General features: G+C 65.0%; 15 protein-coding genes. 9 read left to right on the plus strand and 6 right to left on the minus strand.

The window, feature by feature from the left end; all coding sequences use genetic code 11:
• Positions 1-105: 105 nt before the first annotated feature.
• Positions 106-486 (plus strand): CoA-binding protein, encoded by a 381-nt coding sequence (locus tag Spa11_RS21215; RefSeq protein ID WP_145116598.1) that lies wholly within the window; start codon positions 106-108, stop codon positions 484-486.
• 180 nt (positions 487-666) lie between these two features.
• Positions 667-1,911: an ankyrin repeat domain-containing protein gene (locus tag Spa11_RS21220; protein ID WP_145116599.1), complete on the plus strand. Its 1,245-nt coding sequence runs from the start codon at positions 667-669 to the stop codon at positions 1,909-1,911.
• A gap of 223 nt (positions 1,912-2,134) precedes the next feature.
• Here the strand turns inward: Spa11_RS21220 and Spa11_RS21225 are convergent, their stop codons facing one another.
• The 3 genes from Spa11_RS21225 to Spa11_RS21235 form a co-directional block, all read right to left on the minus strand.
• A complete protein-coding gene (locus Spa11_RS21225) occupies positions 2,135-3,487 on the minus strand; it encodes a hypothetical protein (protein WP_145116600.1) in 1,353 nt (450 codons plus the stop codon).
• A gap of 105 nt (positions 3,488-3,592) precedes the next feature.
• The gene (locus Spa11_RS21230; protein ID WP_145116601.1) at positions 3,593-4,765 is read right to left on the minus strand and encodes a tetratricopeptide repeat protein; all 1,173 of its coding nucleotides are present in this window, start codon (positions 4,763-4,765) and stop codon (positions 3,593-3,595) included.
• Positions 4,766-5,041: 276 nt separating this feature from the next.
• Positions 5,042-6,208 carry a hypothetical protein gene (locus Spa11_RS21235; RefSeq protein WP_197529577.1) on the minus strand — a complete coding sequence of 389 codons (1,167 nt, stop codon included), beginning with the start codon at positions 6,206-6,208 and terminating at the stop codon, positions 5,042-5,044.
• A gap of 415 nt (positions 6,209-6,623) precedes the next feature.
• Here Spa11_RS21235 and Spa11_RS21240 point away from each other — a divergent pair, with 415 nt between their 5' ends.
• The 4 genes from Spa11_RS21240 (at position 6,624) to can (ending at position 10,439) form a co-directional block, all read left to right on the plus strand.
• Positions 6,624-7,349, plus strand: a complete 726-nt coding sequence (locus Spa11_RS21240; protein ID WP_145116603.1) for a lipoate--protein ligase family protein — start codon at positions 6,624-6,626, stop codon at positions 7,347-7,349.
• 118 nt (positions 7,350-7,467) lie between these two features.
• Entirely contained in the window at positions 7,468-8,046 is a 579-nt protein-coding gene (locus tag Spa11_RS21245; protein WP_145116604.1) for an NUDIX hydrolase, read from the plus strand.
• 42 nt (positions 8,047-8,088) lie between these two features.
• Positions 8,089-9,672 (plus strand): SulP family inorganic anion transporter, encoded by a 1,584-nt coding sequence (locus Spa11_RS21250; RefSeq protein ID WP_145116605.1) that lies wholly within the window; start codon positions 8,089-8,091, stop codon positions 9,670-9,672.
• Positions 9,673-9,800: 128 nt separating this feature from the next.
• A complete protein-coding gene (gene can / locus Spa11_RS21255; protein WP_145116606.1) occupies positions 9,801-10,439 on the plus strand; it encodes a carbonate dehydratase in 639 nt (212 codons plus the stop codon).
• Positions 10,440-10,470: 31 nt separating this feature from the next.
• On the opposite strand, the gene Spa11_RS21260 is transcribed toward can, so the two are convergent.
• Entirely contained in the window at positions 10,471-11,274 is an 804-nt protein-coding gene (locus Spa11_RS21260; RefSeq protein ID WP_145116607.1) for an SIR2 family NAD-dependent protein deacylase, read from the minus strand.
• The gene (locus tag Spa11_RS21265; protein ID WP_145116608.1) at positions 11,271-11,792 is read right to left on the minus strand and encodes a DNA-deoxyinosine glycosylase; all 522 of its coding nucleotides are present in this window, start codon (positions 11,790-11,792) and stop codon (positions 11,271-11,273) included. The genes Spa11_RS21260 and Spa11_RS21265 overlap by 4 nt, the downstream gene beginning before the upstream one ends.
• A 218-nt stretch (positions 11,793-12,010) precedes the next feature.
• Here Spa11_RS21265 and Spa11_RS21270 point away from each other — a divergent pair, with 218 nt between their 5' ends.
• From Spa11_RS21270 to Spa11_RS21280, 3 genes are all read left to right on the plus strand, one after another.
• Positions 12,011-12,460 carry a YkgJ family cysteine cluster protein gene (locus Spa11_RS21270; RefSeq protein WP_145116609.1) on the plus strand — a complete coding sequence of 150 codons (450 nt, stop codon included), beginning with the start codon at positions 12,011-12,013 and terminating at the stop codon, positions 12,458-12,460.
• A gap of 319 nt (positions 12,461-12,779) precedes the next feature.
• Positions 12,780-14,105 carry a histidine--tRNA ligase gene (gene hisS / locus Spa11_RS21275; RefSeq protein WP_261342277.1) on the plus strand — a complete coding sequence of 442 codons (1,326 nt, stop codon included), beginning with the start codon at positions 12,780-12,782 and terminating at the stop codon, positions 14,103-14,105.
• A 224-nt stretch (positions 14,106-14,329) separates the two neighbouring features.
• The gene (locus Spa11_RS21280) at positions 14,330-14,899 is read left to right on the plus strand and encodes an HYExAFE family protein (protein WP_145116610.1); all 570 of its coding nucleotides are present in this window, start codon (positions 14,330-14,332) and stop codon (positions 14,897-14,899) included.
• A gap of 470 nt (positions 14,900-15,369) precedes the next feature.
• Here the strand turns inward: Spa11_RS21280 and Spa11_RS21285 are convergent, their stop codons facing one another.
• Positions 15,370-16,560, minus strand: a complete 1,191-nt coding sequence (locus tag Spa11_RS21285; protein WP_145116611.1) for a DegT/DnrJ/EryC1/StrS family aminotransferase — start codon at positions 16,558-16,560, stop codon at positions 15,370-15,372.
• Positions 16,561-17,169 lie beyond the last annotated feature (609 nt).

Consider the following 17,169-nt stretch of genomic DNA (forward strand, 5'->3'; position numbering starts at 1 on the left):
TGTTTGATCCGTGGCAATCCTTTCAATCCACGAAGGTCCATGTCCCATTCTTCGCCGTGTCCTCCGCGCCTCTGTGGTTAACTTCAAAACATCAAGGTCAAGTTCATGGACGACAACAACCAACCCACCGTCGCCGTCATCGGCGCGAGCGACGACCCGGAGAAGTTCAGCAACAAGTCGCAACGCGCCCACGCCGCGATCGGCTACGAGGTCTACCCCGTCAACCCGAAGGGGGGCGAGATCGAAGGCCGCACGGTCTACAAGTCGATCGACGAGGTCCCCGTCGGCCCGCTCGACCGCGTCACGATGTACGTCCGCCCCGAAGTTGGCGTCACGCTGCTCGAAGCGATCGCCAAGAAAGGCTGCGGCGAACTCTGGCTCAACCCCGGCACGGACTCCCCCGAGCTGATCGCGAAGGCGCAAGAGCTAGGCCTCGTCCCCGTCGTCGCCTGCAGTTTGGTCGATTGCCGAAAGCGCGGCGCGTAGGGTCCGCTTGTAGCGGACCGCTCTCAACGACTGGACCGCTTATTGGTGCTTCACCCGCGGCTAGCGCCGACGGCTCACATCGGGTGCTCCGCAACATGAACCGTCGGCGCTAGCCGCGGGTAGCGCTGGGCAAAACTCACCCTTACCAACAAAGTCCCAGTCGAAGTCACCGCAAAAACCATGGACCTCCACGATTGCATCACGACTGGCACGCTCGAAGAGTTGCACGCTGCGCTGAACAACGGCGCCGATGTCAACGCAAGTGGGCGAAACGGCGTCACCCCGCTGATGGCGGCGATTGCCGCCAAGGACCTCGACAAGATGCGCTTGCTCTTAGAGCGCGGCGCCGACCCTGAGCTCACCGACGACTTCAACGGCGCCGCATTGAGACACGCCGTCGATGAAGACTTTGTGGACGGTGTGCGATTTCTTCTGGAGCTGGACGTCGATCGCGGTTACTCGCCAAAGCATCCCCTAAAGCCGATCAATTTCGAATCCGTCGTCGAGAAGATTCCCGCTACCCCCCTGCCGGACGAACTCAAGGGTTTGATTTCCGAAGAAGACTGGAAGGCTACGCAGAAGTCAGGGAGAGACCTCATGCTCGAGATGGGCAAGAATCCAACGGTGACTCCGGCGATCTCCGATGTTCAGAGTGTCGCCGTCCTGCAGTTGTTCCTTGCCGCCGGTGATAACATTCGACTGGCGCCAAGGGAGGTGATGCGTTCTTACGTCGGGCTTGAGAATGGCGGCGACTTTCAAGCGTCTGCGAAGGACTACGAAGAAAACCGCTCGCCGCGTTTCGGAAGCGCCAACCCCGATCCGATGGACAATCCGTTCTGGGACGACATGATCAGGTTGGGAGGAAGCGCTTACTCGGCGCGTAAGCACTTCGACGACACCGACGCACTGGACAGCGCCGTTTGGTGTTACGAGCGATTTGGTACGTCGGTGACGCCCTTGCCCGATGGGCGTTTTGTTCAAGTCGGTGGAGAGCATGAGGATTTCTACGACCCGGATTTCTGCATCTACAACGATGTCGTCATCCACAACGGACAAGGCGGCTTCCAGATTCTCGGCTACCCGCGGGACGTCTTCCCGCCGACCGACTTCCACACCGCCACGTTGGTCGAAGATGCGATCTACATCATCGGATGCCTCGGCTACACCGACCAGCGTAAGGCTGGAACCACGCCGGTCTTCCGCCTCGCCGTTGATAGTTGGAAGATCGAACCCGTAACGACTTCAGGTGACAGCCCCAGTTGGCTCCACGATCATCGGGCAACTTACGACGCAAATCGAAAAGTGATTCGCGTCGAAGGGGGAAGCATCCTCGTCGAGGGAGAACCGGGCGAGACAGATATCGAGGTCAACAAGGATAGGCACGAGTTGGACCTACAGACATTCACCTGGCGAAAACTCGACTAAACTCGCTTCACCGTTCGCATGGAAATGAGCCGTCGGCGCTAGCCGCGGGTGACGCCACAGAACGCTCAACATCTCAATCAAGGGCGAGCCGCAAGCGTCAGCGACCGGAGTGACGCGGGTACCAGGGATCCCTCCGGTCGCTGACGCTCCCGGCTCGCCAACTTCGATAAGCCGACGTGTCAAACCGGCTTCCCGCCGCTCTCCACGGTCCGCACAGCGGACCCTACGCAGCGGCGGCCGCGGGTTCCCACCGGCTCGGCGCCACCACCGCGCCGGCGACCCGATCCTCCAGGTTCGGCCGGAACACCGTTAGCAGCAGCAGCGGCAGGTACCACGCCAGCGCCAAGCCGCCGCTGTGCGCGTGCCAGAACTGCACGCCGAGCATCAGCGCCGCCGAGCCGCTCAGCAGCGTCGCCAGGTTCTTCTGCACCGGCCAGATCGCGAAGCTCACGCTGAGGCCGATGAAGCCCAGCAGGATCGGCACGCGGTACCAGCCGTTCCAGAACGCCCACACGCCGCTCAGCTCTTCCATCGCCGGCAGACGGATGCCGAACATCTGTTGCAGCCGCGCGAAGAACATGGCGGCGTCGGTTGAGGTGAACACAAGCGTCGCCACGAGCACGCCGAGCGTCAGCAACACGCCGGTCGTGAACCGCCCCACGCCGCGCCGCCAGTAGAACGACGTCCATAAAGGCAATAGCGCGAAGGGGTAGTAGATCGCGCCGCAAGCGAGCCCCAGCAGCATCCCGGCCACGGCGGGCCGCCGATAGAAGTAGGCCGTCCACACCAAGAGCGCCGCCGGCAGCGCGTGCGTCACGTTCCCCGTCCACAAGGCCGTGTAGGGGAGCATCAGGTACATCGTCGCCGCGGCGAGGCCCAGCTGCAGATTGCCGAAGTGGTCCTTGGCCATCATCAACACGCCGAGCACGACCATCACTTGGCAGAAGATCGCCATCAGCTGAGCGGCGAGCACGTTACGCGCGGCGTCGGCCTCTTCGACCTTCGCGGGGTCGGCGTCCGGCGCCGCTTCATCGACCAGCGCCCGCGTCGAGATGCGCGGCAACATGAGCAGCAGCGTGAAGCCCGGCCCGTGGGTGCTGAGCGTGTTCTGCTCGACCTGCGACGCCTCGCGCTGGCTGAGGTGCTCGGCGCGCTGCACGGCCATCAGGTCCGACGGGTCGGGCTTGCCGGTGAGCACGTTCGCCGCCAAGAACGCCATCAACGACACGGCCAAGAAGCTGAGGCCCCCGCCGGTCATGTTCGGCTCCAACAGCGGCCGCCGCACCATCGACGCGTCGTAGAGCATCCGCACCAGCAAGAAGCCGTTCACCACGAGCAGCCACACGTAGCCGATGCGTTCGACGCCCAGTCCGGTAGCAGGATCGTCGGCTTGCCCGCGCAGCGCGTGCTCGATGCAGAGCAGGCCCGGCGCCAACAGGATGACCAACAAGAGGTCGAGGTTGCGCATGCAGAAGACGCGGTTGAACTTGAAGAACAACGCGATCGTCAGCAGCGAAGAGAGATACGCCCACGACGTGGGGTTCACTCGCTCGTAATGGAAGAGCAGTTCGCTCATTTTCCGCCTGGAACAGGGCGCCGGATCATTCCGCATCGCGGCGCCATCGTGGGGCCGCCCAAACAGGCTAAGCAACCCGGCCCGCGTTGCAAGCCGTTTCCACAATTAGCTTTGCGAATCAGACCCTACCCATCTTAACCCGTCGCGGGCCTCCTCGGCCCAGGGGCTTTCCGGGGCGATCTCCAAAAACCGCCGCCAGTGCGGCGCCGCGGCCTCGTGATCGCCGTGCTTTTCGCAGATCCGCGCCAAGTGAAAATGGGCGTCGGCGTAGGCCTCGTGCTGGTCGAGCGCCCCCCGCACCGCGGCGACGGCGAGCTGGTGCTCGCCTAGATCGCTGAGCACACAGCCCAGATTGACCCGGGCCTCGAGGTGCTCGGGGTCCAACTCTAGCGCCGCGTAATAGCGCTCCCGCGCAGCGACCGACTGCCCCGCGGCGTACAACCAATCGGCGAGGACAAAGTGATCCTCGGCCGTCGGCGGCGACTCGAGCATCGCCAGGCGCCAGGCGTCGATCGCCTCGTCAAGCGTCCCCTCGTCGTGCAGCCGCCAGGCGCGCTCGCGCTGGGTGGTGGGTTCGGCGTCGGCGAGCGAGTCCATCCGCAAGACGATTGTCGCGTCTTCGTCCGACACCTCGTCGAAGTCGAACCGCCGCTGCCCCGAGACGTCGCGTAGCGCCGCCTCGCCGCGCACCAAGAGTTCACCACCCTCGATCACCAGCGGCAGCTCGGCGATCGCACGGTCGTACGCGGGGTGCGCCGCCGCGAGCCGATCGACCACCGAGTCGATCGCCGCCAGCGAACGCCCTTCACGCAGGAGGTCCGAGAGCAGCTGCGCGACGCGGGCCTCTTCGAAATCGAAGTACGCCAGCCGCTGCACCCAGCAGGCGGGCCGGATCACGCCGCGCCGCGCCCAACGCTGCACCGCCGCGAGCGGGGCGCCGACGAGGTCGGCGAGCATCGCCGGTGAATACAACCGCCGTACGGCCCCCTCACACAGCAAGGGGTCCGCCTCGACGAGCCCCAGCTGGCGCCACAGCTCGGACTCGCTCCAACACTCGGCGCCGCTGGCGGCCGCTTCCTGCACGGCGCGCTCGCGGTCTGCCGTTGTGGCGGCTTCGCCAATCACCACGAGGTCGGGCGCCGCGTCATCGATGGCGCCGCCACGCCGCTCGACGGCGGCGGATGCTTCTCGCTTGGAGACGCCCACGAACCGCCCCACCAAACGCAGGCGGCGTCCCGACAGGACATCCAGCGGCGGAGCGGGCGTCTCGGCAGGCAACGGAAACTCGGCGGGCGACTACAGGCGACGGGGAGAACAACCCGCGAGTCTTCCCGCTGGCGGCCCGTTCGTCAACGCTCGGTCCAAAGAGGGGAACCGCGAATCGACGCGAATTCCCGCGAATAACACACATCTGTGGGAGGCGTCTCCAGACGCCGATTACGCTCACCACGCCGCATCCGCTAGCAGCGCGTGATCGGGGTCTGGAGACCCCTCCCACAACCAACTGCCTTCAGTTCATTCGCGCTGATTCGCGTGAATTCGCGGTTCCCAACCTCAACCGCAGGTCGGGCAGCCCACCTCTTCCACCGGCTTGCGCACCATCACCGTCCGCGGCACGCGGTACGTGTACGTCACCGGCTCCATCCGCGTCACGGTCCTCGGCACCTGAATCTCTTCGGTCTGATCCACCAGGCGGCAGACCTTGATCTCAACCGGTTCGATCCGCTTCTCGGCCACCATCCGGCACGTCGTCACGGGCACTTGGCGGACCTTTTGTTCGGTCACCATCCGGCAAACCTGCACGGGGACTTTTCGTTCGATGCGCTCGACCACCTGACGGGTCGTCTGCACCGGCACGCGGCGCGTCTGTTGTTCGCTGACCATCCGCACCGTCTGCACTGGCACCTTGCGCGAATGCTGTTCGGCCACCATCCGCGTCACTTGCGTCGGCACTTGCTCGACGACCTGTTGCGGCATGAAGCTCGTAACGGGCGTCTGCACCACCACCGGGTTCGGCTTCCAGACCTGCTGCACTTGTTGCTGGGGCGGCGTCTCGTTCTGGACCCAGGCGAGGCCCGGACGCACCGTCTGCGCCATGCCCGTGACCGGATCGACCGTCGTCTGCCGCGACATCCACGTCAGCCGCGGCCACGAGCGCGAGCCCGGGGTGACGGTCACCTGGTTAACGAGCGCTCCCTGATCGACGACCTGCTGCTGCATCGTCGTCACGGGGCTCATCACCGTGCGTGTGACGGGCCGCATCACCGTCTCGCACACGGGGCGCTGGACGGTGAAGAACTCGGTACGCTCGCTCGTTTCCACAACGGGCCGCTGGACGGTGAAGCACTCATCACGGTACGAGGTCTCGACAACGTTGCGGACTTGGTCGTAGCTCTCGTCGCGGTACTGTGTCTCAAAGACCTGCCGCTGAACGCAGTAGCGTTCTTCGCGCATCGAGGTCTCGGTCACCGGGCGCATCACCGTGAAGTGACGCTCCATCTGCTTGGTCTCGGTGACTGGCACCTGCCGCGTCACCTTACGCGTCTCGTAGACGGTCTCCGTGACGGGGCGGTAACAGGTCGCCTGCCGCTCTTCGTAAATGGTCTGGCACTCCAGGCGGTAAGCCTGCGTGCATGTTGCGCACGGGGAAACCTCTTGAGCGCTCGACACGCCGGGCGTCGTCGCGAAGATCACGGCCAAAGTGATGCGGAGAAGGTTCATCGCCTTATCGACCATCGTTGAGGCAAGCAGCGTTACGCCAAGAAGCCGGCCGCGCCCTGTGCGCGGACCACCGGCCCTTAAGCTCTACGAGAGTCTGTGCCGCAACTCGCTGCGCGGCAAATCAAAAACCCCCGTTAGAACCGCTAGCGGGGCGGATTTTCTCACGCCCCCGCGGGATTGAATCGCTCGGGCAAGCTGGGGGACGCAGCCGACAGCACAAGACACCTACGGCGCGCCGGCGTAAACTCGCCGCAATCGGAATAACCGTCAAGCTCAGCCATTCAACCCCGTGGCGAGCCGGCGATGCCCTTACACCTAAAGATGCGTCGTCGGTGGGAAGTGGGTACCAGCCGCACACCGGCGACGCATCTTTAGGTAAAGGGCGTCGCCGGCTCGCCGCCCTTCGTAAGTTCCCGTGCAACTCCACCACCACACCGCCGCGACGCCCGAGCTCAACCTCGCGCTCGACGAGTCGCTCTTGCTTGGCGACGACAGCGACCACCTCCGCTTCTGGGAGCCCGGGCATCCCTTCGTCGTCCTCGGTCGTTCGTCGAGTTACGACGACGAAGTCGCTGTCGAGACTTGCGGCGAACTCCGCGTCCCGATCTTGAGGCGCGTGAGCGGCGGCGCGACGATCGTCACGGGACCCGGGTGTTTGATGTACGCCGTCGTGCTCGACCTGCGCGAGCGGCCCGCGCTGATGGACCTCACGGCGGCCCACCGCTACGTCCTCGGCAAGATGGTTGAAGCGATCAAACCGCTCGAACCCACCGCCACAATCGCCGGCACCAGTGACCTCGCATTCACTTCGCAAGACGCCCTACGAAAGTTCTCTGGCAACAGCGTCCGCCGTGTCCGCGGTCGCCTGCTCTATCACGGCACGCTGCTCTACAACTTCGACCTGCCGCTGATCAGCAGGCTCCTCCAAACAGCGCCGCGCCAGCCCGAGTACCGCACCAGCCGCGACCACGACGCCTTCGTCGCGAACCTCGAGGCGACGCGAGCCCAACTCATCGAAGCTATCGCCGCAGCGTGGCGTGCGACGCCATCGGACATCGCGCCATCGATACACAAGCGGGCTGATGAACTCGTGGCTGAGAAGTACGCTCACTCCCGTTGGAACACTCACGGAAAACTTTGAGCCAAGTCCTAATCGATTCTGTAGGAGGCGTCTCCGACGCCGATTAAGGTCTCTTAGCCGAAAACGGCATGGTGCGCGTAATCGGCGTCGGAGACGCCTCCTACAAAGCAAGAGACCTATGCACCGCGACCCCGTCATCCAACTCCTCACCGCCTACCGCGAAACCAACCCCGCTGAAGCGCAGGTCGCCGACCGTATCCTTGCCCTCGTCAACTCGCGCCCCGATTGCTTCGACCGCACTTGCCGCCCCGGGCACCTCACCGGCTCGGCGTGGGTCGTTTCGCCCGACGGCGAGCGGCATCTGCTGCTCCACCACCGCAAGCTCGACAAGTGGCTCCAGCCCGGCGGCCACGCCGACGGCCAGACCGACCTCGCCGAGGTCGCCCTGCGCGAAGCGATCGAAGAGACCGGTTTGCAATCGCTTAAGGTCGTTGCAAATCACCGCGGCGTCGCCGTGCTCGACCTCGACGTTCACGACATCCCCGCCCGCTACGCGCCCGACGGCTCGCTGGTCGAAGACGGCCACGAGCACCACGACGTTCGCTTCCTGCTCCAAGCCAATGCCGATGAAAGCCTTTGCGTCAGCGACGAGTCGCACGACCTCCGCTGGTGCACGCCCGACGAAGTCGCCGCGCTGACCCAGGAATGGAGCGTGCTCCGCCTGCTGGAGAAGGCCCGCCGGCGACTAGATCGGTAGAGACGCGTTGCCTTTACCCCCCCGTGCAGCGACACTAGCGCCATGACGAATTCCGCTCAAACCCCCGCACTGTCGCCCTGGGGCAATCTGCTGGGCGCGCTGAGGACCGACTTCCCGGCCTCGATCATCGTCTTTCTGGTGGCGCTCCCCCTCTGCATGGGCATCGCCACCGCGTCGGGCGCGCCGCCCGTGTCGGGATTGATCACCGGCATTATTGGTGGGCTGTTGGTGGGCGCCATTTCCGGCTCGCCGCTCCAGGTGAGCGGCCCCGCCGCCGGCCTGTTCGTCGTCACGTCCGAGATCATCGCCGAGCTCGGGTTCGCGGCGCTGGGGATCGTTGTGGTCTGCGCCGGCGCCATCCAGATAGTGGCGGGAGTCGCGAAACTCGGCAGCTACTTCCGCGCCGTCTCGCCTGCCGTCATCCAAGGCATGCTCAGCGGCATCGGCGTTCTGATCTTCGCCAGCCAATTCCACGTCATGGTCGACGACCACGACGCCGCTCGGCCCTGGCTCAATATCGGCTGGGAGAAGGGGATCGCCAACATCCTCACAATCCCCGAGTCGCTCTGGAAGGGACTCGTGCCGCTGGACAATTCGCCCCACCACCTCGCGGCTGCGGTCGGCGTCTCCTCCATACTCGTCTTGATGTTCTGGAAGTACGTCCCGATTAAGTCGCTGCGCATTATCCCCGGCGCCGTCGTCGCGGTGATCTTGGCGGCCGCTATCACTAAGACCATGGGCTGGAACATCGAACACGTCGATGTGCCAGCGAGCCTGCTCGACGGAATCTTGTTCCCAACGAGAGAAGTCCTCGGCGATCTTGAATGGCGCGCCGTTGCGCTCGCCGCGGTCACGGTCGCCCTCATCGCCAGCGCCGAGACGATGCTCTGCTGCGCCGCGGTCGATCAGATGCAGTCTCACACCCGCACCGACTACAACCGCGAGCTGCTCGCCCAGGGAGTCGGCAACTTTGCCTGCGGCGTTGTCGGCTCACTGCCCATGACGGGTGTCATCGTCCGCAGCTCGGCCAACGTCGACGCCGGTGGCCGTACCCGGCTCTCGGCGTGGCTCCACGGGCTTTGGCTCTTGATATTCGTCGCCCTGCTGCCGTGGGTGCTCGACATGATCCCGATGTCGAGCCTTGCCGCGGTGCTAGTCTACACGGGCTGGAAACTCATCAACCCCAAGGCGGTCCTCAAACTCTGGCGTGTCAGCCGGCCCGAAGGGATTATCGCCATCATAACCCTGCTGCTGGTGGTGGGCGTCGATCTATTAACGGGCGTCCTGGTGGGCATCGCTTGCACGGCGGCCTGGCTCCTGTGGACGTTTGCTAAGCTCGACGTCGATGTCGAAGAGATCCCCTCAGAAAGCCGAACTGTCCTCCGCCTTGAGGGCGCCGCGACGTTTCTGGGGGTGCCAAAGATCGCCGACGCCCTCGACAAGATTACGCCCGACACCGAACTGCACGTCCCGCTAGACCGTTTGCGGTACATCGACCACTCATGCCTCGAGCTGCTCGTCAACTGGGAGAAGATGCACTCGGCTCAAGGTGGCGTGCTCGTCATTGACTGGGAGAGCCTTGCCGCGACTTTCCGCGACTCGAACAATAAGACTCACGAACAGTAAGGCTCACGAGAGTCCCGGTCCCGTGATTAGAACTCCCTGCAACCAAACGTTACCCCGAGCCGCATAAGCCCAAGTCTCGTCCCGTCGTCTGGCTGGGGGGCCGACTCAACCAAAACGTGTCATCGCCGATGATTGATGATCTGCTGAATAACAACCGCGATTGGGCCCAGCGGGTGGTCGCCGACGACCCCTCCTTCTTCGCCGACCTCGCCGAGCAACAGAAGCCCGACTACCTCTGGATCGGCTGCTCCGACAGCCGCGTCCCCGCCAACCAGATCGTCGGCCTCGACCCCGGCGCGGTGTTCGTCCACCGCAACATCGCCAACGTCGTCGTCCACACCGACGTCAATTGCTTGTCGGTCATCGAGTTTGCGGTCCGCGTCCTGCGGGTCAAGCACATCCTGGTGGTCGGCCACTACGGCTGCGGCGGCGTCGCGGCGGCGCTGGGCGACAAGCCCGTCGGACTGATCGACAACTGGCTCCGCCACATCCGTGACGTCCGACAAAAGTACGTCGACGAGCTGCTCGCGCTGCCGACGCAGAAGGACCGCGTCAACCGCCTCTGCGAGCTGAACGTCATGGAGCAGGTCAAGAACGTCTGCTACACGTCGATCGTGCAGCAGGCCTGGCGCGAAGGCCAGCCGCTCACGGTCCACGGCTGGATCTACGGCATCGCCGACGGCCTGATCCGCAACCTCGACGTCAGCGTCGACGGCCCGAACGACCTCGACCTAGCGTACAAGTTCGAAGACACGCCCGTGGCGTGATCGCAGCGATTCACACCCGGGCGTCGCCCGCTCAGCCAAAGGCTGCCTCGAAGAGCCGCGGTACGACTTCGCACGCGGTCCCCTTGAGCCAAATGTCGGCGAGTTGCTGCTCGGGGTCGATGGAGATGATCTTGGCCCCGGCGAGACTTGCATCTTCGGGCAGCATTGCCGCCGGATAAACCACGCCCGATGTCCCGATCTGCAAGAGGCAATCGCAACCCTCGGCCGCACGCCGAGAGAGCGACCAAGCGGGCTGCGCCATCGCGTCGCCGAACAGCACCAGCGCCGGCTTGTAGACGCCGCGAAGCCCGATCCCCAAAATCGGACGCAACGCAAGCACCGTCCGCAGCAGCGGCAGCCACCCGCGCTCGGCCTTTCGCAGTCGAGCGCAGATTCTCTGTAGCTGCGGCGTGGTGACTACGCCCCGAGGCTGGCGCTTGCCGCCACACCTTTCGTAGAGAGACCCGTGCAGCTCAAAGACCGTCGATGACCCGGCGCGCTGATGCAGCCGATCGATGTTCTGCGTCACCACGGTCAATCGAACTCCCGACGCCTCGGCGGCGGCGATGGCTAGGTGGGCGGCGTTCGGCTGCGCCTCAGCGATTGGTTCGATCACGCACCGGACGAACTCTGCCAACCGCTTTGGCTCTTCTCGGGCCGTACGAACTAGTCCTCGCCAAGTCCCGAATTGATCCATCGGAAACCGGCGCCAGAATCCCTCGTCATCACGGAAAGTAGGAATGCCGCTTTCCGCGGATACTCCTGCGCCGGTGAACACGACGACGTGCTCCGCACGCCGAAGCGCCTCGATCGCTCTCTCGAACTCCTCATTCATGTCGCTCGTTCCCCGGAGCCAAGTCCCGCACGCCACGCCTCGAGCTTCGCCGCCAAGGACCTGCCCGCATGGGCGGGGCTCGTTGATGGCAACCGGACGAACGTTAGCCGCTCGCGCGTCGCGTCGTCGAGCGTCCGCAGCGCGTGCCGCTTGAACGCCGTCTCGGCTTTCTGCCCATTGAAGGCGACCAGCCGCACCGCTGAATTGTCTTGGAAGAACTGTGCGAAGTCATTGGCCTCTTCCGAGTCGCGTTCGATCGCCGTGTCGAGACTCCCCACGCGCCGGCACGACTTGAGCACGTCCCACACCGCCACCCCCGCCGCCATCAGCCGCTCGCGCCGCTCTTCGTACGGCAGCTCGGGCCCGGCGCCGAACAGCTCCCCCATGATCGGCCAGAACGCGTTCCGCGGGTGGGCGTAGTACTCCCCCGCCGCCAAAGAAGCCGCCCCCGGCATCGACCCCAGCACCAACACCCGCGCGCGGGCGTCGGCAATCGGCGGGAAACTGCGGGCAAGCATGGGGTGATTAACCGCCAAGACGCGAAGAGCGCCAAGGGAACGACGAAGCACGGCGGTTAAATGACGAAGCACGAATGACGAACCTGCCGGTAGCGGCAGGAACTCTCCGACAGGTTCGTCATTCGTCATTCGGATTTCGTCATTGCCGCACCCGTTTCCCCCCACGCCAAAAACCCGATAAACTACGTCCCTTACCCACTCGGTACGGAGACGCCCCTATGAGCACGCTTCCCGCCTTCGGCACGACCAAGATCCGCCGCGAGGACCTCCCCAAGGGAGGCAACCTCTGCGAGTACTGCACGGCCAAGTGCTGCCACTACATCGCCGTGCCGTACGAGACGCCCACCGAGGCAGCCGACATGGAGTTCATCCGCTGGATCGTGCTCCACCACAACTCGACCTTCTTCCGGGAAGACGAGGACTGGTACCTGCTGGTCCACACGGTCTGCGAGAAGCTTGGCGACGACTATCGGTGCGGCGTCTACGAGACGCGCCCGCAGATCTGCCGCGACTACACGTTCGACAACTGCGAGTACGACGAGGACTGGACCTACGACTTCTACCTCGAAACGCACGAGCAGGTCTGGGAGTTCACCGAAGCCAACTTCCAAGAGAAAGGCAAGAACATCCGCTCCCGCCGCCCGAACCCGCTGGCTGTCCTCGCCTAGTCTCTTCTGAGCCGCGCTCGTTAGGGAGCGGAGTTTAGGAGAAGGAGATAGGGGGATGTTGGTGATAGGGGGGATCGCAGGCGCGCGGTGGCGATCCCTCTTGCTTCTATGCGAGAGAGTCGCAGTGAGTCTTGCGTTATTCATTGGGAGGTAAACTCGCCAGCCGCGTAGCGGCTGCCCGTTCATCCCTAACAAGCCCCACGATCAACTCCTCACGTCGCATCCCTCCGCTCCACAAAGCACAACAGCCCGCACGCTTGCGATCCCCCCTATCACCAACATCCCCCTTATCTCCTTTCCTACTTACGACGCCACCAAAGTGACGAAGCCCCAACGTATCGAGCCGCGTACCCTCAAGGGCTTTCGGGACTATCCCCCCGAGGTGATGATCCCGCGCGAGCGGCTCATGGAAACCGCCCGGAAGGTCTACCGCTCGTACGGCTACGCGCCGATCGATACGCCGGCTTTGGAGTACCTCGAGATCCTCACCGGCAAGGGCTCGGACGAGACCGACAAGCAGCTCTATCGCTTCAAGGACCACGGCGGCCGCGATGTCGGCCTGCGGTTTGACCTCACGGTGCCGCTGGCGCGCTTCGCCGCGCAGCACGCGCAGCAGCTCGGCCTGCCGTTCAAGCGCTACCACATCGCGCCGGTGTGGCGCGGCGAGAACACGCAGCGCGGCCGCTACCGCGAGTTCGTGCAGTGCGACTTCGACACGGTCGGCACAACGGCGCTCGCGTCGGACATCGAGACCGTGCTGGTGATCCACGATCTGATGCGCGCAATCGGCTTCGAGCGGTTCACGATCCGCGTCAATCACCGCGGCGTGCTCAACGGTTTGTTAGAGACGCTGGGCCTCGCCGAGTGTTCGACCGAGGTGCTCCGCGCGCTCGACAAGCTCACGAAGATGGGCGCCGACAAGGTCCGCGCCGAACTCGCCGCGACCGCCGGCGCGAGCGACGAGCAGTCCGACAAGCTGCTGGCGTTCGCCGGCGTCACCGGCTCGGCCGAAGAGGTTCTGGCGATCGTCGGCCCGCTCGTGGCCGGCAGCGAGCGCGGCGAAGCGAGCGTGACGCGGCTTTACCAAGTGCTCGCCGGCTTCACCGCCGCCGGCGCCGAGGCCGACCGCCTCCGCATCGACCCGTCGATCGCCCGCGGCCTCGACTACTACACGGGCCTTGTGCTCGAAACCACGCTCGACGACCTGCCCGATATCGGCAGCGTCGCCAGCGGCGGTCGCTACGACGACCTCGCCGGCCTCTACACCAACCAGACGCTCCCCGGCATCGGCGCGTCGCTGGGCGTCGATCGCTTGCTCGCCGCGATGGAAGAGCTCGGCTTGGTGGGCGACGCCCGCACGCCCGCCGACGCGCTGGTGGTCTTCTTCGCTGAAGACCGCCTCGGCGACTACCTCAAACTCGCCGCCAGCCTCCGCACGGCGGGCGTCGGCGCCGAGCTCTACCCCGATGCGAAGAAGCTCGGCGTCCAACTCAAGTACGCCGACAAGAAGGGCTTCCGCCTCGCCGTCATCGCCGGCCCCGACGAACTCGCCCGCGGCGAATGCCAAATCAAGTCCCTCGCCACGGGCGAAAGCACCACCGTCCCCCTCAACGAAGCCCCCGCGACGGCGCTTAAGCTTCTGTAAACCACCGAGGCACGGAGAACACGGAGGACGCACAGAGAAGATTAAAGGCGGAATCACGTTCCTTTGCGCCTTCGCGCCTTTGCGTGAGTCATCCCGTTCTGTCTCACGCAAAGGCGCGAAGCCGCCAAGCACTTTTCTTCCGATTTTTCTCCGCGTCTCTGCGTCCCCGCGCGAAACTTCTTTATTAAACTCAGTGAATCCTCCGTGCCTCTGTGGTGAACAAGATGGCGAAAAGGCACAACCACTACGAAGCCGCCTTCGAGGACTACCTACGCTCGCGGCAGATCGCTTACGTGGCGGTCGATGAGCGGCGGCGGGCCGTCGAGGCGATCGGCTCGCTGAAGAGCGTCGACTTCATCGTCTCCCCCGGTTCCGACATAAGGGGCGCTGGATCGTTGTCGGACGACGAGGGCCTGTTGCCGCCGGCGCGGTGGCTGGTCGATGTGAAGGGGCGCCGCTTCCCCTCGGGGAGCCAGTACTGGCGGAACTGGACAACCGAAGAAGAGCTGGCGTCGCTCGCCCGCTGGGGCGACCGTTTTGGGGCGGGCTTCCTGGGCGTGCTGGTGTTCGCCTTCGAGCTGGTCGGCGACCGTTCGCCCGTCCCGGCCCACGAGGTCCACTACTGGCGCGACCGGCCGTACGCCTTTGTGGCGATCCCCGCGGACGACTACCGCCGCATCTGCCGCCCGCTGTCGCCCAAGTGGGGCACCGTGGCCGCCCCCGCCGCCGAGTTCCGCCGCTTGGCCCGCCCCGTGGCGATGGCGCTGGGCGCGGAACTACCGGTCACGGCCTAAGTCTCGCGCAGAGACGCGGAGACGCAGAGGGCAGGTTTTGAACGACCAATGTCCAACCCCCCAATGACCAAGGGGGCGCCGCCGCACCAATTTTCCCCTCAGCCCCTCAGCCCCTGGCCCCTAACTCCTGGCCCCACTCATCGGTCATTGAGGCCTGGTCATTGAGGCTTCAACTAACGAGTTCCCCCCACCGTCCCCGGCGATTATCCTAGAGCGACTCCCCCTTCCTCAAAATGCCGCCGCTATGCTCGCTCTCGTTGAATCTGTCTCTTGGGCCGTCATCCTGCTGAGCGTCGTGCTCGGCATGGTGGTGGCGTTGCGCCCCGCGAAGCGTGAAGAACGGGTCCAGAAGCCCCGCGGGTAGCGCCAGACAAGCTCGAGGCGAGCCGGCGACGTTAGTCGTCGGTGTGAAGTTGGCGCCCACTTCCCACCCACGATTAACATCGTGGGCGCGCCACAAACCGCAAGCACTACGCCGCCCGGCGCACCGTCGCGAACGCCGCGTAGGCGCTCACCGCGTCGATCACCCGGCCCTGCTCTTCGTGAGTCAGCTCCGGGAAGATCGGCAGTGACAGGACCTCGTCGGCGGCCCGCTCGGTGTTCGGCAGGTCGCCGCGCCGGTAGCCCAGATTCGCGAAGCACTTCTGCAGGTGCAGCGGGACCGGGTAGTAGATCGCCGAGCCGATCTTGCGCTCGGTGAGCCAGTGCTGCAGCGAGTCGCGCCGGCCCTCGGCGACGCGGACCGTGTACTGGTTCCAGACGCTCGGGCAGCCCTGCGCCTCGATCGGGGTCGTTAGCACCGCGCCGATCGCGCTATTGTCGAACGCCGCGTCGTAACGCGCGGCGTGCCGGGTGCGGGCCTCGGCGTAGCCGGCGAGCTTCGCGACCTTCACCCGCAACGCGGCGGCTTGGATCGTGTCGAGCCGGCTGTTGAGGCCGACGAAGTGGTGGTAGTAGCGCGGCTCTTGCCCGTGGTCACAGAACACGCGCAGGCGGTCGGCAAGCTCGGGATCGTTCGTCGTGATCATGCCGCCGTCGCCCATCCCGCCGAGGTTCTTGGTGGGATAGAAACTGATGCAGCCCATGCGGCCCAGCGAGCCGATCGGGTGCCCCTGGTACGTGGCGCCGATCGCCTGGGCGGCGTCCTCGATGACGGTGAGGCCGTTGTCGGCGGCGATCGCATTGATCGCGTCCATGTCGGCCGACTGGCCGAACAGGTGCACCGGGATGATCGCCTTGGTAGCCCGCGTCACTCGGCGGGCCACGTCGGCCGGGTCGAGGTTGAACGTGTCCGGGAGGATGTCGGCGAAGACCGGCGTCGCCCCGAGCCGCGACACGGCGCCGGCCGTGGCGAAGAACGTGAAGCTCGGCAGGATCACCTCGTCGCCGGGGCCGATTTCCAGCGCCATCAACGCCACCAGCAGCGCGTCGCTCCCCGACGCACAGCCCACGGCGTGGTCCACGCCGCACATCTGGGCCACTTCGGCCTCGAGCTGCCGCACGGCCGGGCCTTTGAGGAACGCGCCCGAGTCGACCACCTCGGTGATCGCCGCGAGGATCTCGTCTCGCAGCGGCTGGTTCTGACGGTTGATGTCCAGCAGCGGCACCGGGGCGGGCTGCGGGGTGGCCTGGGGCTTCAGCGGGACGGTAGGCGTGGTCATGTCTTGCGATCTTCCCTGATCGGAACGTGATGTTCGCTTGTGGGGGACCCGCGGCGTCCTGCCGAGGGGGTAGGCAGCGTATCAAACGGCGGAGCGTAGGAGCCCAGGGCCGCTGGCGTCAACGGCGACCCGCCCCGTCGGTAAGACATAGCCGGCGCCGCCTTTTGCCATGCATCGGCCATCGCCGGCGGCAGCGCCCAGCCCAGCCCGAAAGACGCGGCGATTCGCCCCACCCATGCTGGCGCCGCTATCGCCTCCTTCTCCACGATTTCAAGAGAAAACTCACCACGACGGACATGAAGGACACAACGGCATGCTTGCCGGGGCGTCGTTACCCTTATAGCTATAGCGGACTTTATTTTGCCGTAGCGTCGCGCGCAGAGACGCGGAGACGCCGAGGGTAGGCAGCGAAGACTCACGCCAAGCCGCCAAGGCGCAAAGACAAAGTCGTTGAGCAATGAGCGTAGCCGCAAACGATCGCAGAGCGACGCGTTCTTTGCGGCTTAGCGCCTTTGCGTGAGTCTTGAAGGCATCCAGCTCTGCGTCTCTGCGCGAGACTTCCCCACGTTGCTCCGTGGATCAGAGCGAGGCTAGAAACGTTACGGCCAA

Origin of the sequence: Botrimarina mediterranea, from assembly GCF_007753265.1 — a bacterium.
Taxonomy (GTDB): domain Bacteria; phylum Planctomycetota; class Planctomycetia; order Pirellulales; family Lacipirellulaceae; genus Botrimarina; species Botrimarina mediterranea.

Bases quoted from the DNA above. Each gene is read 5' to 3' on its own strand.
- Spa11_RS21215 (WP_145116598.1), top strand. From the start codon at position 106: ATGGACGACAACAACCAACCCACCGTCGCCGTCATCGGCGCGAGCGAC.
- Spa11_RS21220 (WP_145116599.1), top strand. From the start codon at position 667: ATGGACCTCCACGATTGCATCACGACTGGCACGCTCGAAGAGTTGCAC.
- Spa11_RS21225 (WP_145116600.1), bottom strand. From the start codon at position 3,487: ATGAGCGAACTGCTCTTCCATTACGAGCGAGTGAACCCCACGTCGTGG.
- Spa11_RS21235 (WP_197529577.1), bottom strand. From the start codon at position 6,208: ATGAACCTTCTCCGCATCACTTTGGCCGTGATCTTCGCGACGACGCCC.
- Spa11_RS21245 (WP_145116604.1), top strand. From the start codon at position 7,468: ATGCACCGCGACCCCGTCATCCAACTCCTCACCGCCTACCGCGAAACC.
- Spa11_RS21250 (WP_145116605.1), top strand. From the start codon at position 8,089: ATGACGAATTCCGCTCAAACCCCCGCACTGTCGCCCTGGGGCAATCTG.
- can (WP_145116606.1), top strand. From the start codon at position 9,801: ATGATTGATGATCTGCTGAATAACAACCGCGATTGGGCCCAGCGGGTG.
- Spa11_RS21260 (WP_145116607.1), bottom strand. From the start codon at position 11,274: ATGAATGAGGAGTTCGAGAGAGCGATCGAGGCGCTTCGGCGTGCGGAG.
- Spa11_RS21265 (WP_145116608.1), bottom strand. From the start codon at position 11,792: ATGCTTGCCCGCAGTTTCCCGCCGATTGCCGACGCCCGCGCGCGGGTG.
- Spa11_RS21270 (WP_145116609.1), top strand. From the start codon at position 12,011: ATGAGCACGCTTCCCGCCTTCGGCACGACCAAGATCCGCCGCGAGGAC.
- Spa11_RS21280 (WP_145116610.1), top strand. From the start codon at position 14,330: ATGGCGAAAAGGCACAACCACTACGAAGCCGCCTTCGAGGACTACCTA.
- Spa11_RS21285 (WP_145116611.1), bottom strand. From the start codon at position 16,560: ATGACCACGCCTACCGTCCCGCTGAAGCCCCAGGCCACCCCGCAGCCC.